Here is a 15200-nt window from a genome sequence, read left to right as displayed (position 1 = left end):
CCGAGTGAAGGGGCCGTTCACTCGACCGGATGGCATATACCCTGCAGGTCTTCCGCTACGAGGCGGCGACGGTGTACCTTGCCGTCGCCCCACTCGTAACATCGCTGCTTTTCTCTCATTCCGGACTTTACGGGCTGACTGGTCTAAGTGCCCGTCCGGCCGGGATTCACGCCGAGTTCAGTTGCGTGTAGTCCTTCGCGATCTTCTCGATGAAATGCCTTGTCTGCTCCACGTTCAGGGCCTGTGCCCGCAGGTGCTCGTACATGACGCTGTACCGCTGCACGTCATTCGCCTTCTCCAGATAGAGGTCGCTGGTGACTCCCTCGATGTAGACGACGCTGGAATCCGCGGCATCCGGGAATTCCAGGATCGCGTACTGCCCGTTGATGCCTGGATGGGCGCCCATTTCGAACGGCAGCACCTGGACGGTCACGTGCGGCAGGTGTGAAAGCTCCACCAGGCGCTCCAACTGCTCGATCATCACCTGCTTGCCGCCGACGAGCCGGCGCAGCGCGGACTCGTCGATCACGGCCCACAACCGCAGCGGTTGCTCCGGGGCGTTGACCCGGTCCTGACGGCGCGAACGGACGCTGACGCGCTTGTCGATGTCGGTCTGCGGAGCCTCCGGCAACGCGCCGTTGATCAGGGCCTCGGCGTACTGCCGGGTCTGCAGCAGACCCGGGACCACCTGGGGTTCGTACACCCGCAGCGACTCGGCGTCGGTCTCCAGGCCGATGTAGACGCTGTACGGGATGTCGCCGAAGGCATGCCACCAGCCCTGCTGGCGGGAGTCCTTGGCCATCTGCATGAGTGAGTCGACGACCCGGAGGTCCTCGACGTCGTACACCCCGCAGAGATCGCGGACATCGCGTTGGCTGATGGAACGGCGGCCGTTCTCCAGGCGGCTGATCTTCGACTGCGAGACCAGCAGTCGCTCCGCCACCTCCTCGGCCGTCATGCCCTTGATCTCGCGCAGGCGGCGCAATTCCTGACCCAACCGGCGTCGTCTGACGGTGGGATTGACGTTGGACGGCACGGAAACGGCACCTCCGGCTGTGTAGCTGTGCGTATCTACTGCTCAGCAGATTGCCACCCTCGCCCCCGGCCGCGCTGGGAAATGGCCACACGCAGCGGCGCGGGGCAGCCGGTGGTACCGGCTGCCCCGCGCTTGGTGCGGCTCCCGAACCGGGTCTTTGGGGACGTCGGTGCGGCGGTATTCGGTTGTTGCGGTGGTGCTGTGTGCTGCGGTGGCGCGGTGTGAATGGTGCACTTCCGATGAAGCGGGTGGTGAGGGTGCTGCGTCGACGCCCGGGCTGCCCTAGTGGGCCGCGGTGTGCGCCATGCTGTCGCGGCGTGACTGCGACTGCACTTGCGGTTGCAACGGCACACCGGCCGTCTGGTTGCGGCGCGGTTGTGCGACCGCCCCGTTCTGGACGTCCATCACGGCATGCGCCACGAGACCGCCCATCGGGTCGTGTCTGATCAGGTCCCGGAGCCGGGAGCGCGAGGAGCGCCCCTCGTTCCCGGGGTACAGGTGCTTGCCGAGTCCGACCGCGTGGGCCAGTGCGGCGAGCGCCGCGGTCCGCGGGTCCGGCGGTACGCCGGTGCGGATCGCGCTGTCCAGCCGGGCCTTGATGTCCCGGCTGATTGCCGTGTCCGTCGCCTGGTAGCGAGTTGTCGGCAGCACTCCGCACATCTGGCCCGCCACGGCATGCACCATGCCGCACCGCTCCAGATGAGCGAGGTAGATCTGGCGAAGCCCCAGTCGGGGTCCGCCAATCCAGTGGACGGCCCGAACCGGGCTGCCGCGTCTGCGCAGCAGTTCCAGTGCGGAGTCCAGAGTCGGATCTCCTGTCGGCCGTGGCATCACCACGGCGATACGATCCCCGTCAGGGGCTATCCGTCCTGCCAGGGCCAGCTCTACTAGCTGGGCTCCGGCCAGGCCGAGGTCGAGCGACTGCGGCTGCGCTGTGGTACCCGTGGTCGGGTCCAGAGCGAGCAGCAGAAGCTCCTCCGGAATTGTTCTGCGGCTCCTGCCCATCCATGCCTCCCCGCGTGGATGAGTGACAGGGTGACCCCTCTCACATCCGTCTGTCGAGGGCGCGTGGGTGCTTTGTACTGGAACCAGTAGGTATGTCGTTCTCGTCTCACAGCCCGGCCGAGGGTTCACACGGGACACTGGTAGATGGTTCGGACAGCGCGGGGATGTCCCCGTGCCGCATGGAGGAGGCATCGGTGGCGGGCGAGTCCCCCGACAAGTCGGAGCAGCAGAAGTCGTCGGGAACGGCTCGGAGCGAGCATGATCCGCGGCTCGCGGTGTTCCACGAACCCGCCTCCCCGGCGGAGTCCGGCGGCAGGGCGGAGACGGCGACGGCCGTTTTCAGCACGCAGCGGTCAGAGCCGGGGGTCGATGGTGAGCCTCTGTCCGAGTCCGACACGGACGCGGACGCGGAGGCGGACTCGGTTGCGGGCGCCGGCACCGGCGTTGGTGCCGATGACGACGTGACCTCCGGCCCCGAGGCCGCGGAGGAGACCCCTGAAGGCCCTCAGGGCTCGGTGGAGGCCCCTGGGGCCGAGTCGGGCGCCGCGGAGGCGGTCGGGGAGCCCGCGGAGCCTGCGGAGGGCGTCGAGCCCGCTGGGGCGGCCGGTGCGGCGGAGGAGCCGGGGGAGCCGGAGAGCGCGGCTGACGGGCCCGGGGACGACGCCGCCGAGCCCGCTGAGCCCGAGGAGGGCGATGCGCGGCTGCGTGCGGCGGTTGCCGCCTGGGTGTCGACGGACGGTGACGAGCAGGACGGCGAGGCCGGTGGCGGCCGGGCCGGCGACGGCACGGCCGACGACTCGCGCGACGACTCGGAGCCCGAGCCTGCGGCGGAAGCCGCCAAGCAGGTCGCGGAACCGGTCAAGGAACCGGTCGAACCGGTCAAGGGACCGGCTGGGCGCTCGGATGCGACCGCGGCGAGCGAGGCCCGCGTGCCCCGTACCCGTGAGGAACCGGGCACGGACTCCCACCCGGAGCCCAGCGGGGACTCCGAGCGGAAGGCCGAGCCGAAGCTCGAGCCGAAGGCCGAGCAGAAGTCCGAGCCGAAGCCCGACGAAAAGGCTGACGCGAAGGTCGGCAAACAGGCTGACGCGAAGGCCGACGCGAAGGCCGACGCGAAGGCCGACGCGAAGGCCGACGGGGAGTCCGACGAGAAGGCCCCCGTCGCCGAAGATGCGCAGGCCGATGGCGACAAGCGCGGGATCGATCAGCCGACGGCCGTCTTCAAGACGCCCCGGCTGCCCCGCGTCGACCAGCCGACGACCGCGCTGAAGATCACCCCGCCGCCGCCCCCCGCGGGTACGAAGCCGAAGCCCGGCTCCGAGCCGGAGTCCGGCCGGAAGTCCGAGCCCGAGTCCCCCGCCGAGCGGACCAGCAAGTTCGTACCGCTGCGCGCCGACGACGTACGGCCGGACCCTGCGCCGCGCAGCCCCGGGGCCCCCGCACCGGCGTCCGGCCCGGACCGGTCCGCGCCGGCGTCCGGTCCTGTGTGGGCCGCCCAGCTGTCGCCCGACGCGTCGCTCAGTGGCGCCGAGCGGACCCGGCAGCAGCCGATGCCGCCCAGGCCGCCGCTCGACCTGCTGGCCGAGCTGACGAACACCCCGCCGCCGCCGGAGACCCCGGTCCGCACCGCCGTGCGGAGGGTCAAGATCTGGACGCCGCTGGTCCTTCTGCTGCTGATCGCGTTTGCAATCGTGCAGTTGGTGCGCCCGCTGCCCGACCCCACGCTCACGCTGTCGGCGAAGCCGACGTACACCTTCGAGGGCGCCAAGCCGTCGCTGCCGTGGCCGGACCAGGGCCAGGGCTACATGGCGGCGACCGGGCTCGGCAAGGTCGGCTCGTTCGGCGAGCAGAAGCCGGTGCCGATCGCGAGTGTCGCCAAGGCGATGACCGCGTACCTCGTGCTCAAGGACCACCCGCTCAAGCGCGGCCAGAAGGGGCCTGGCATCAAGATCGACGCCAAGGCGGAGTCGGACGGCCAGCTGTTCACCGAGGGTGAGTCCACCCTCGACACGGTGAAGGAGGGCGACGTCCTCTCCGAGCGCGACGCGCTCGCCGCTCTGATGATCCCGTCGGCGAACAACATCGCCCGGCTGCTGGCGCGCTGGGACGCTGGCTCGGAGAAGGCGTTCGTCGAGAAGATGAACGCGACCGCCGACGAGCTGGGCATGAAGAACACCACCTACACCGATCCCTCCGGGCTCACCGCATCGACGGTCAGCACCGCGGAGGACCTGGTGAAGCTGGGGGAGAAGCTCGTCGAGTTCCCGGCGCTGATGGACATCACCAAGCTGCCGGAGTGGAAGGACCCGTCGGGCAAGACCTGGCGGAACTACAACACGCTCGTGCCCTACAACAACGCTCTCGGCATCAAGACCGGCTCCACCACCAAGGCGGGCGGCAACCTGCTCTTCGCCGCGCACAAGATGGTCGACGGCACGGACCAGCTCATCGTCGGGGCGGTGCTCGGGCAGTACGACAAGAACTCGATCATCGACGCGGTGAACGCGGCCAGCAAGAAGGTCATGCTGGCCACGCTGGACCTGCTGGAGGGCGCCAAGATCGTCAAGAAGGGCGATGTCGTCGGCACGGTCGACGACGGCCTGGGCGGCACCACTCCCGTCGTCGCGACCAAGGACGTGAAGGCGGTCGGCTGGTCCGGCCTCACGGTCAAGCTCGAACTGAACGACGACGGCAGGGCGATCCCGCACTCGGCGGCAGCCGGTACGCATGTCGGCACGCTCACCGTCGGTGAGGGTGCCAGCCAGGTGAAGGTGGCGGTCGCGCTGCAGAACGACCTGACGGAACCGACGGCCGGTGAGAAACTGACCCGGGTCGGCTGACCGGTTCAGCCAGCCTGACGACGGCCTGAGCACAGGCCGTCGACGGCCGGAATCGTACGATTACGCGACGGGGAAGGGGCGCCGATCCTGGCACCCCTTCCCCGTTCGCGTACGTGTTAGCGTCCCGGAACAACTCAAGGGCGCGGGGACACGTCCTCATGGATGATCGGTGCACGTCGCACGGCGCAGGACGCTCGGGGTACGGGACGGGAACTCGGAAGACGGGGAGAGCCGCAGTGACCACCGCGGAGCCGAAATCGGGCCGCGAGGCGGCCGACACCAGAGGCAAGAGGGGCAGTAACGGCAGTATGCGGACCCAAGTGCCGGCCCCGTGCGCTCCGGAGCCGGGTATCACCCCGCCCGCCGCCACCCGCACCGTGCGGCTGCTGCGGCATCCGGTGACCATCGCGACGGCGGCCGCGGCCGTCACGCACGTCCTCTGGTTCTTCTTCTTCGCGAACAGCGGCGGCGACATCGCGGCCCAGGACGCCTGGGCCGAGTTCGTGGGCCGGCACCCCGGAACCGCGTACAACCTCGCCTGGTACGGGGGCATGCACCCCGTCTCGTACAGCGTCGTCTCGCCGTATCTGATGTCGGTGCTCGGTGTCCGTACGACGATGATGGTCGCCGGTACGGTCTCGGCGGGGCTGACCGCGCTGATCCTGGTCAGGGTGCGGGCCGTCCGCAATCCGATCGCCTGCTCGATGGCCGGCGTCTTCGCGTACCTGTGCAACGCGCTTTCGGGCCGGGTGACGTTCGGGCTCGGCATGATGTTCGCGATCGGTGCGGTGGCGGCGGTGTTCTGCTGGCCGTACCGCTGGCGGCACAAGCGGTGGGCGAAGGCGGCCGTCGCCGCGCCCCTCGCCGGGCTCGCGACCGCCGGCAGCCCGGTGGCCGGGCTCTTCCTCGGTGTGGTCGCCGCCGCCCTGTTCCTGAACAAGCGCCGCCCCGGGGCGTACGCGCTGGGGCTGGCCCCGGTCGTGGTGGTGGCGCTGTCCGCGTGGCTGTTCCCGTTCTCCGGTACCCAGCCGATGTCGATCGCGACGCTGTCGCTGCCGTTCATCTTCGCGGCCCTGGTCTTCGTCCTCGTGCCGCGCGACTGGAAGACGGTGCGGACGGCGGCCGCGGTGTACGGCATCGGGACGCTGCTCACGTATGTGGTGGACTCGCAGATCGGCTCGAACGTGTCGCGGATGGCGATGCTGTTCGCCGGCGTGGTGCTGCTGGCCGCGCTGCCGTACGTGGAGCCGCGCTCCCGGCGGTGGTACGCGCTGGTCGTCGCGTTCGCCGGGCTGAACTTCTGGATCGGGTACAAGGGCGTCGACGACATCGTCCGGACCGCGCCCACGGCGTCCTGGACCCGCGAGCTGGCCCCGCTGGTCAACCAGCTCCAGAGGGTCGGTGCCGAACGCGGCCGCGTCGAGGTGATCCCCCCGAGCAGCCACCGGGAGGCGTCCGCGCTGGCTCCGGTGGTGAACCTGGCCCGCGGCTGGAACCGGCAGGCCGACATGGAGCGCAACCCGCTCTTCTACGACGACACGCTGGACGCCGTCAACTATCGGCAGTGGCTCGACCGCTGGGCCGTGCACTATGTGGTGCTGCCGCAGGGCTCTCCCGACTCCAGTGGCGCGGTGCAGGAGACGGAGCTGGTCAGCAAGGGGCTGTCGTACCTGAAGCCGATCTGGTCCAACTCCAACTGGCGGCTCTACTCGGTGGACAGTCCGGTGCCGCTGGCCGACCCGCCGGCGACGGTGGACCGGGCCGGTGCGGGGGAGCTGACCATCCAGGTCAAGAAGGCGGGCCGGGTGCTGATCCGTATCCCGTACTCGCGCTGGCTGGCCGTGCTCGACGAGGAGGGCCGGAGCGTGGAGCGGCCGCAGGAGACCGAAAGGTCCAAACAGCGCGAGGACAAGGACACCCCGAGGGAGTTCGCCAACACGAACGGCTGCCTGATCAAGCTGGACGAGGACGAGTACGGCGACGAGTGGACGGAACTGCTGGCGCCGAGCCCCGGCGAGTACCGGCTGGGCGCGCCGTACCAGCTGTCGCCGGGGACACCGTGCCCGGACGAACTGCGCTGATGCCGCCGACGGAGAGCTGACGCCGGAGCGGGCGGGCCCATCGCGGCGCTCCGGCACATCGTGGCCACGGCCCGGGGCGTGGGCGCGCGAACCGCCTGACGGCCGGCCGGTGGCCCGCCCGCTCGGCCAGCCGCGCTGCCCGTCGCCCCGGAAGATCCGGTCGAGCTGGTGGCCAGGACGGCGATGGCGGACTCCACGCCGCGCTGCCCGGTCAGGACGCTGATCCCGAGCCCGGCCGTCATGGCGAGCAGGCTGATCGCCTCGGTGCGTACGCCGAGGGCGGTGTCGGTGTCGGCCTCAGTTGCGGTCTCGGTCTCGGTCAGGAACGTCAGCACGCGGGCGTTGACGTCGGCGGCGTGGTCGATCTGGGGCCCGTGTCCGGTGTGGCCGATGATCTCGGCTGCCGCGCCCGGCACCAGGCGCGGGACTCGCTCGACCTGTCGCCGCGGGTGCACCAGCAGGCTCCGCTTCCCCAGCACCAGGTAGAGCGGCGTGCGGATGGTGCGCAGTTCGTCGTCGGTGAGACCGGTGACCGGCGACCGGCGGGAACAGGCCATCGGAACCCGCCGGTACGCTGTCGGCCCATGACGCCGCCCCAGACACCGGCCAACGCAGCCACCAATGCAGCAACCACCCCGCCCGAAAAGGCCGTTCCGGATCGCCCGACGCTGCTGTGGGGCGTCTCCTTCGCCTCGGTGGGCGTCTTCCTGATCACCTGGGCCCTGCTCTGGCTGAACGCGTACGTGATCAACGACGACCTGCCCAACGCCTGTTACGACGTACGGAGACAGAGCTTCCCGCCGGAGGTGGCGTGCGCTTCCGCGAGCGGAACGCTCACCGGCGCGAACGCGGGTTGGCTGGAGGCCCTGTTCTTCGCCTCGCTCGTGGTGTCGGTGCTGTTCACGGCCATGTCGGTGGCCATCGCCACGGTCGTGCGCAAGAGATGACGTCAGCGACGGCCCGCTAGTCCACCTCGATCCCGTACTCCCGGACCAGTTCCTCCAAGCCGCCTCGGTACCCCCTGCCGCCGGTGACGAACTCCCAGTCGCCGTTCGCGCGGCGTCGGAAGGACCCCAGCACGAGGGCGGTTTCGCCGCTGCGGCCGTCGGAGACGTCCAACCGGCCGAGGGGGGTCCGCTCGGAGTCGAGCAGCCGAATACCGGCGTCGGAGAACTCGGACAGGTCGGCGGAGGGGTTGGCGACCGGATCGACCGCGGCGATGACGACGAGGCGGTCGGCGCGGGCCGGAAGGGCATCGAAGGAGACCTGGATGGCGGCCTTGTCCGGCGCGACGGGGATGAGCGCGCGGACCGTGCCGTCCGGTGTCCGGGGGTTGTTGTAGAAGACGAAGTGGTCGTCGTCCAGCACCTGGTTGCCGTGGCAGACGAGCGCGCACACGTCCAGGGCGACGCCGCCCGACCAGTACATGCCCAGCACGTTGTGGTCGTCCGCGCCGGTCCCGCTCTCCGGCGCCGTCCGCTGCGCCGGGACCGGGCGCTCGCCACTGCCCAGCCGCCCGCGCAGCCCGTGGCGGTGCAGCAGGTCGACCAGTTCGGAGCCGGCCACCAGTTCCAGGGGCTTGCCGTTGGCGAAGGTGTGCGAGCCGGGGCCGAACCCGGAAGTCGTGACCAGCACCCCCTTGTTGGCGCCGGCATCCTGGACGGTGCCGTACAGGTCGCGGACGGCGGTCGGGGGCACGGTGTTGCGGTAGCGCTTGACCTGGACGACGATCTTGCCGCCGCGAATCGGGGCCGGGTCCAGCGCATCGACGTCCACACCACCGTCGTTCGAGCGTTGCGTGGTCACGGCCTGCATCCCCATGGCCCGGAACAGTTCGGCGACCAGCACCTCGAAGGCGATGGGGTCCATCTCGTACAGATCCGGCTCCTCGTCGCCCCCATGGGTGACGACACCGTTCCCGACGGACTCGGGAACCCGGCCCGGCCGCACGGCCGCGTACTGGTCGGGGCGCGACGACAACTGCCCCCGGAGCCCGTCCACCAGGCAGTTGACGGCGTTCACCTGCTCCAGATGCAGCGCGGCGAAGGTCGAACGGGAAGCCATGACCGTGCCGAGGACCATGGGCGCCCGTCGACCGGTCGTCGGGTCGTGATCGTCCACGAACCCGTTCAACGCGACCGACTCCAGCGCACCGAACTCATCGGCGGCGAAGAGATCACGCAGCACCAGCAGAAGACACTGCGCGAGTACGTCCCGGTACAAGGACCGGCGCTGCGCGACCGGCCGGGGAGACTCCTTCTCCTGATCGGCGTTGACCATGTACCGCACCGACTTCGCCTCGGGGACGACGTCGTACCTGGGCAGTTCCCAGTTCAGTACCAACTGGCGCGCACCGGAGTCGTACGCAGCGGACACCTGACGCGGCAGGTCGTCCGGCCACCCGGTCGATGCGTAGAGAGCGGCGGAGAAGTACTCGACCGCGGCCTCGGGATCCGCGTTGCGAAGCCCGGCCGTCATCTCCGCGATGCCGGCGTTGTGACGACGGACCTCGCCCAACTGGTTGTCGGCCCACTGCTGGTACTGCGACCGGTAGGCGGCCAACTGGTGCTGACGCTGAGCTTCCGCGGCCTGAGCCGCCCGCAGGTCGCGCTCGAACCTGGACCGGGCCTCCTCCTGCGCCTGAGCCCGCCGTGAAGCGGTCCAACCACTCTGCGGCTGATACTGGTTGGGGTCCGGCATCCGGACGGGATGCCCGAGCTGCCCCGGGGTGAACGGCTCGACCCGCTCCGCCCGAGTCAGCGCCTCGGCCCTGAACGCCGGAGCCCGGCACCCGGCCGCGAGCAACCCCTGCAACGACTCGACCCGCGCATCGAGCTCCTCCGTACGCCGCCGCGCCTCCGCCTCGCGCTGCTCCCGGTAGGCCGCCTTCTGCTCCCGATGACTGCGTGCGAGCTCTCGCTGGTAGGCGCGTTGCTGCCGCTCCTGATCCCGCTGATACCTGGCTTGCGCCTCACGTTGACGTTGCTGTTGGCGCTGCGCTTCAGCCCACACACCGACCAACCCATTGGAGCGACGACTCATGCTCTACAGGCCCTCCCCACCAGCGACCCGGCGGCGTGCACCAGGCCCTGGCCACATAACCACCAGTGACGGGCCGACTCTAGTCGGCAACCGGCCGTGCGCCCATGCTCTTGCCGCAGATGACTCCACTGACCTCCACTGACCTCCACCACGCCCGACCCCGCACGAAACGTTCCCCGGTACCGAGATGAGCAAGGACCGGGCGCCCGGCCCTCGGCACCCCTAGGCTGCGGCACGCGGCTTACCGCCGTACCGGGGAGGGGGCAGCGTTGGAACAGCTACGGAAACTCGTCGACACCCATGCGGGACGCAGCCAGGGACCGGTGCGATTCCGCCCCGAGACCTGGCGCCCATGGCTCGAGCCACACGGGGCGGGACACGTTCTTGATGCCGTGAGGGAACACGCGAGCGGCCAGGGGCAAGAGCGCCGGATCAGCCGGGACGACCTGGCGGCGATACGAGAACGAGCCGGCGACGATCCCGACGCGCTGCGCGACCTGTTCGTTGCCGTCATGATCTGGGGCTCGGGCACGACCACCGGACGCGGCCCGCGGTACACCGACGCGGCCCTGTCGGACAGCCGCCTGGAAACCGTCCTGCGGACCACACGCGAATCGGTCCGCGAAGGTGATCTGAGCGCGGCCTACGGCGCTGATCTCGCTCACGCCCCTCCCCGTCGGCCGGCATCCGCGTAGTAGCCGAGGCTGCTGCATGGGCGCTCATCGATCCGGTGTGCGCCCCTGGCGCGCGCCCAGCGCATCAAGTGGGCCCTCCGAGCATTCTGCCCTGGTCCTCTGACAACTGCTTCTCTGGAACAGCTGATTCGCATGGATCAGAAACAGATCAAAGTCGGTGCGGAGAAGGATTCGCGGCGGCCTGGGCACTGGAACGGGCGGTGACCGATCCGCTGCTCGCCCCCGGGTTCAGCGCCTGCTGTCGCGCTGATCCCAGCCCCGTGACTTCCAGGCGCGCGCCCAAGCCGCGTACGGCACTCGGATCGGTGCGAAGTTCCCCGCGGAGGCGCTGAGCAGTCTGGAGCGGTTCGCCGGCGCGGGGACGAAGAGCGTGTGGGCCGCGGTACGGGAGATCTACGCGGCCGGATCACGAGCCCAGGTCCTGGAGCGGCTGGCCAAGTGGTCGGCCCCGTCACGCCACTGGCTGCGCGACGATGCGGCGAAGTGTCTCCAGGGGCTCAGTAGATTCCGTGGCGAGCGAGCGGTCACCGCCTTCCTGAAAGAGCCGGGGCCTCGTGAGCACCTGCTGCTCCTGAGCCGACGGACCCTGCTCAGCACCGGCCGTACACACCGCCAGTGCGGCTGGAACTGCATGAGGCTGTGGGTGGAGCGGGCTGGGGACGAAACGGGCCTCGGCGAGCTGGTGGCCGAGTTCCTCGCCGAGCTGCCCGAGCCGGGCGTCGAGGGCGACCGGCTGGGTGAGCGGCTGCTGTTACCCCTGCGGCTGCGGGGTCATCAACTCCCCGACGGCGACACGGCCGTACACGTTTCACGGACGGGCCGGCCACCTCCCGCCCGCCCCGGCCGTCTTGCCGGGCGGAGCGCAGGCGCCGACAGCCGCGTGGGCGGCCCCGCTCTTCTCTGGCGTGGTCGAGCCCCCCCCAGAGCTCGGCCCCTTGGTCGAAGCCCACCGGATTGCCGTCACGTGTGCCCTGGCCGAGCTGCGCGTCCGTCGCACCGAGCTGATCAGCCGCATCGCTGCGTCCCCGTTCCACTGAGCTCACCGGGGCGCTCGTTCAGCGGTGGGTGCTTGATCCGCTCGAGCGCCCCTGGGACCGAGCCCAGGGTGCGTTGCACTTCTCCCGACGAACCCGCCGCCGCTGTTCCCCCGGCCACCGTGCGGCCACCCAGCGATACGGAAGGCCTCCTCGGCACCGCTATGCGCTCATTGCGCTCAACGCAACTTTTTCGTGAACGCTTTGCTACCACCGCAAGTGAGCTTACCGTCACACCATTCCGGGGCAGGGGGCGGCGCCTCGGTGAACAGCGGACGACGTTCACAGGGAGAGCAACATGACAGCAGATCATCAGCAGTGCGAATCGGGTGGCCGGGGCCCGGGCGACGGGGCTCCGCAGGAGCAGCACGCGGTCGTGGTCGGCGCCTCCAGCGGCATGGGGGCCGCGATCGTGGAGACACTGCGCGCGCAGGGGATCAAGACGCTGGCCCTGGACCTGCCGTCGGCCTCGTGGGGCGACGAGGTGGCGGGCATGACGGGCCCGGTGGACGTCACGGACGTGGCGTCGGTGGAGTCGGCGCTGAAGGGTGCCGAGGAGGCGTTCGGGGCGCTCGAGATCGTCGTGAACTGCGCGGGGATCCTCGGCCCGGTCGCCCCGACGGTGGAGACGTCGCAGGAGACGTTCGAGCGGATCGTGGACCTCAACCTGGGGGGTGCGTTCACGGTGACGCGCGCGGCGCTGGAGCTGATGCTGCCGCGCGGCTACGGACGGGTCGTGCACATCGCCTCCGTGGCGGGCAAGGAGGGCAACCCGCAGATGGCGGCCTACTCGGCCTCGAAGGCAGGGGTGATCGGGATGGTCAAGGCCGTCGGCAAGGAGTATGCCGCCTCCGGCGTGACGGTGAACGCCGTCGCGCCGGCGTCGGTGGAGACGCCCCTGATCCAAGGCATGGCGCCGGAGCGCCAGGAGGTGCAGAAGTCCCTGATCCCGATGCACCGCTTCGGCACCGTGCAGGAGATCGCGCACCTGGTCTCCTACATCGTCTCGCCCCAGGCCTCGTTCACGACCGGGTTCGTGTACGACGCCTCGGGCGGCCGGGCGGATTACTGACACCGAGGCGTGCGACGACGCGCGACTCCCGACGAACAGGACGACGCACCATGTCAATGACGAGCAGGTCATCCGTCTCTCCCTCAGGCGCGACCGGGGTGCCGCTGAAGCCCGGCGCGGTCCCTGCCTCCACCGCCTCCGGCAAGGGCGGCCTCAGCCAGGGCAAGAAGGCCTCCGCTGCCGGTTTCGTGGGCTCTGCGCTGGAGTACTACGACATGTACATCTACGCCTCGGCCTCGGCCCTGGTGTTCAGCCAGGTGTTCTTCCCGGACGCCGGGGCGATGGGTCTGCTGCTGAGCCTGGGCTCCTACGGCGTGGCGTACGTGGCCCGCCCGCTGGGCGGATTCCTGGCCGGTCACATCGGTGACCGGTTCGGGCGCCGCAACATCATGATCATCACGCTGATGGCGATGGGCGTGGCGACGTTCCTTATCGGCTGCCTTCCCTCGTACGCGTCGATCGGCATGTGGGCGCCGGCCGTGCTGATCACGCTGCGCCTGTTCCAGGGTCTGTCGGTGGGCGGCGAGGCCTCCGGCTCGGCGTCCCTGACGCTGGAACACGCCCCGGAGGGACGCCGAGGCCTGTACTGCTCGTGGATGATCAACGGCATCTGGGTGGGCTACATCCTGGCCACCTTGGCGTTCATCGGGGTGGCGGCGCTTCCCGAGAAGCAGATGATGGCCTGGGGCTGGCGGGTGCCGTTCTGGGCCTCCGCGGTCATCGTGATCGTGGGCGTGGTCATCCGCCGCGCTCTGGAGGACCCGAAGGCGTTCCGGGAGCAGAAGGAGCAGGGCAAGGTCGCCAAGGCGCCCATCGGCCTGGTCTTCAAGCACCAGTCGGCGGACGTGGTGCGCGTAGTCTTCGCGGCCTTCCTGATCGTCATCAGCTCGGTGGTGCCGGTGTGGGGCCTGACGTACGCGACGCACGTGGTGGGCGTACCCTCCTCGACGATGCTGTGGGCGGTCGTGTTCGGGTACGCCACTGCCCTGGTGACGCAGCCGCTGTTCGCCGCGCTGAGCGACAAGGTGGGCCGCCGCCCGGTGCTGATCGGCGGCAACCTGTTCGGCGCCGCGGCGGTGTGGCAGTTCTTCTGGGCCGTCGGGAACGCGGACGTGCCGATGATCTACCTGGGCTTCTTCCTGACCATCACGCTCGGGTTCGCCGCGACGAACGCCGTGTACCCGGCCTTCTTCAGCGAGATGTTCAACGTCCGCTTCCGCGTCAGCGGCATGGCTGTGGGTCTGCAACTGGGCATGATCCTGACCGGGTTCTCCCCGACGATCATCCAGGCCGTCTCCACCGCCACCGGCGACTCCTGGTGGCCGGCGGCCGCGTTCACCTCCCTGGCCTGCGTGATCTCCGCGATCGCCGTGGCCACGGCCCGCGAGACCCACAAGGTCCCCCTGGCGCAGCTGGGCCGCCAGATCGACTGACGCGTCCTTCACGTACCCGAGGCGGGGTGGGTGCCCTCACGACGAGGGTGCCCACCCCGCCTCAGCGTGCCCGGCCCTGGTCGGCGAGGTAGCGGTCGGCGACGGCGACGAGGGCCTCGCCGAAGCGGGTGACGTCGGCGCGGCCGCACCGCATGACGGGCAGGGCGACGCTGAGGGCGGCGTGCTGCCCCTCCTGGCTGCCGAGGCTGATGGCGAACGCGGCCACGCCGACCTCGCTCTCCTCGAAGTTGGAGGCGATGCGCTGCTTGCGCACCTTGTCCAGGGCTTCCCGCAGACGGTCCATGTCGGCCCCGAGGGGGCGTCGACGGCGACCGCTGGAGGCCACCTGGTAGCGGGCCTGGACGTCGTCGTCGGAGAGGCCGGCGAGCATGGCCTTGCCGGACGAGGTGACGTGGGCGGAGAGGCGCACGCCGGTGCGCAGACCGAACCGGATGACGTGCTCGGTGGCCTCGATGCCGTCGACGTGGTGGATCTCGGTGCCGACCAGGGTGGCGAGGTGGACGGTCTCGTTGACCTCCTCGAAGAGCTGCTCCAGATAGGGGCGCACCTGGTCGCGCAGGGTGGGGGCGGCGGCCGCGGCGGGGCGGGCCATCTCGGGACCGGGAAGGTAGCGGCGGCGCTCGCCCTGCCGGGCGAACCCGTCTCCGACCATCGTGGCCAGCAGCCGCTGGGCGGTGGACGGGTTGACGTCGAGGGCGGCGGCGGCCTCCGTGACGCTCAACGAGCCCGCCGAGCCCAGCAGTTTAACGAGGACGAGCACGCGGTGGGCCGCCTCCACGCGAAATCCTTCATTGCGCTCCATGCAACAAACCTACCTTTCATTGCACTGTTCGCAAGTAAGTGACTACGGTCACGCAAGCCCGGGAGCGGGAGGGCCACACGGACGTGGCTGTTCGGACGGCCCCGCGGCTCGCTCCGTGTTGAGACGAAGGGGTTTCGGG

At 70.0% G+C, this 15200-nt stretch carries 10 protein-coding genes and 1 pseudogene; 6 read left to right on the top strand and 5 right to left on the bottom strand.

Annotated features, from left to right (window positions below; genetic code table 11):
- Window positions 1-166: 166 nt before the first annotated feature.
- Together FHX80_RS11300 and FHX80_RS11295 are read right to left on the bottom strand one after the other, a co-directional pair.
- Window positions 167-1036, bottom strand: coding sequence for a helix-turn-helix domain-containing protein (locus FHX80_RS11300; protein WP_145764079.1), 870 nt, complete (start codon window positions 1034-1036; stop codon window positions 167-169).
- A 282-nt stretch (window positions 1037-1318) separates the two neighbouring features.
- A complete protein-coding gene (locus tag FHX80_RS11295) occupies window positions 1319-2041 on the bottom strand; it encodes a GOLPH3/VPS74 family protein (RefSeq protein WP_145764078.1) in 723 nt (240 codons plus the stop codon).
- A 179-nt stretch (window positions 2042-2220) separates the two neighbouring features.
- Between FHX80_RS11295 and FHX80_RS11290 the strand changes: the two genes are divergently transcribed.
- On the top strand, window positions 2221-4881 hold the full coding sequence (locus FHX80_RS11290) for a serine hydrolase (protein WP_244318223.1): 2661 nt from the start codon (window positions 2221-2223) through the stop codon (window positions 4879-4881).
- A gap of 236 nt (window positions 4882-5117) precedes the next feature.
- A complete protein-coding gene (locus FHX80_RS11285; RefSeq protein WP_145764077.1) occupies window positions 5118-6962 on the top strand; it encodes an MFS transporter in 1845 nt (614 codons plus the stop codon).
- A 308-nt stretch (window positions 6963-7270) separates the two neighbouring features.
- Here the strand turns inward: FHX80_RS11285 and FHX80_RS35620 are convergent.
- Window positions 7271-7507: pseudogene (locus tag FHX80_RS35620) on the bottom strand (alpha/beta fold hydrolase); the annotation flags it as partial.
- Between the two features lie 39 nt (window positions 7508-7546).
- On the opposite strand from FHX80_RS35620, the gene FHX80_RS11275 reads away from it, so the two are divergent.
- Window positions 7547-7909 carry a hypothetical protein gene (locus tag FHX80_RS11275; protein ID WP_145764076.1) on the top strand — a complete coding sequence of 121 codons (363 nt, stop codon included), beginning with the start codon at window positions 7547-7549 and terminating at the stop codon, window positions 7907-7909.
- Between the two features lie 16 nt (window positions 7910-7925).
- Here FHX80_RS11275 and FHX80_RS11270 read toward each other — a convergent pair whose 3' ends face one another.
- Complete coding sequence (locus FHX80_RS11270; RefSeq protein WP_208764628.1) at window positions 7926-10004, bottom strand: restriction endonuclease; 2079 nt, start codon at window positions 10002-10004, stop codon at window positions 7926-7928.
- A 323-nt stretch (window positions 10005-10327) separates the two neighbouring features.
- Between FHX80_RS11270 and FHX80_RS11265 the strand changes: the two genes are divergently transcribed.
- From FHX80_RS11265 to FHX80_RS11255, 3 genes are all read left to right on the top strand, one after another.
- Window positions 10328-10699, top strand: a complete 372-nt coding sequence (locus FHX80_RS11265; RefSeq protein ID WP_341874041.1) for an 8-oxoguanine DNA glycosylase OGG fold protein — start codon at window positions 10328-10330, stop codon at window positions 10697-10699.
- Window positions 10700-12031: 1332 nt separating this feature from the next.
- Window positions 12032-12805 carry an SDR family NAD(P)-dependent oxidoreductase gene (locus FHX80_RS11260; RefSeq protein ID WP_145764075.1) on the top strand — a complete coding sequence of 258 codons (774 nt, stop codon included), beginning with the start codon at window positions 12032-12034 and terminating at the stop codon, window positions 12803-12805.
- Window positions 12806-12903: 98 nt separating this feature from the next.
- The gene (locus FHX80_RS11255; RefSeq protein WP_208764626.1) at window positions 12904-14238 is read left to right on the top strand and encodes an MFS transporter; all 1335 of its coding nucleotides are present in this window, start codon (window positions 12904-12906) and stop codon (window positions 14236-14238) included.
- 61 nt (window positions 14239-14299) lie between these two features.
- Here the strand turns inward: FHX80_RS11255 and FHX80_RS11250 are convergent, their stop codons facing one another.
- Entirely contained in the window at window positions 14300-15061 is a 762-nt protein-coding gene (locus FHX80_RS11250) for an IclR family transcriptional regulator (protein WP_145764073.1), read from the bottom strand.
- Between the last annotated feature and the right edge of the window lie 139 nt (window positions 15062-15200).

This window comes from Streptomyces brevispora (assembly GCF_007829885.1).
Taxonomy (GTDB): domain Bacteria; phylum Actinomycetota; class Actinomycetes; order Streptomycetales; family Streptomycetaceae; genus Streptomyces; species Streptomyces brevispora.
This window is presented reverse-complemented; position numbering and strand designations above follow the sequence as displayed.

Coding starts and splice junctions, on each gene's coding strand:
- FHX80_RS11295 (WP_145764078.1), bottom strand. CDS start 2,041: ATGGGCAGGAGCCGCAGAACAATTCCGGAGGAGCTTCTGCTGCTCGCT.
- FHX80_RS11290 (WP_244318223.1), top strand. CDS start 2,221: ATGGAGGAGGCATCGGTGGCGGGCGAGTCCCCCGACAAGTCGGAGCAG.
- FHX80_RS11275 (WP_145764076.1), top strand. CDS start 7,547: ATGACGCCGCCCCAGACACCGGCCAACGCAGCCACCAATGCAGCAACC.
- FHX80_RS11270 (WP_208764628.1), bottom strand. CDS start 10,004: ATGAGTCGTCGCTCCAATGGGTTGGTCGGTGTGTGGGCTGAAGCGCAG.
- FHX80_RS11260 (WP_145764075.1), top strand. CDS start 12,032: ATGACAGCAGATCATCAGCAGTGCGAATCGGGTGGCCGGGGCCCGGGC.
- FHX80_RS11250 (WP_145764073.1), bottom strand. CDS start 15,061: ATGGAGCGCAATGAAGGATTTCGCGTGGAGGCGGCCCACCGCGTGCTC.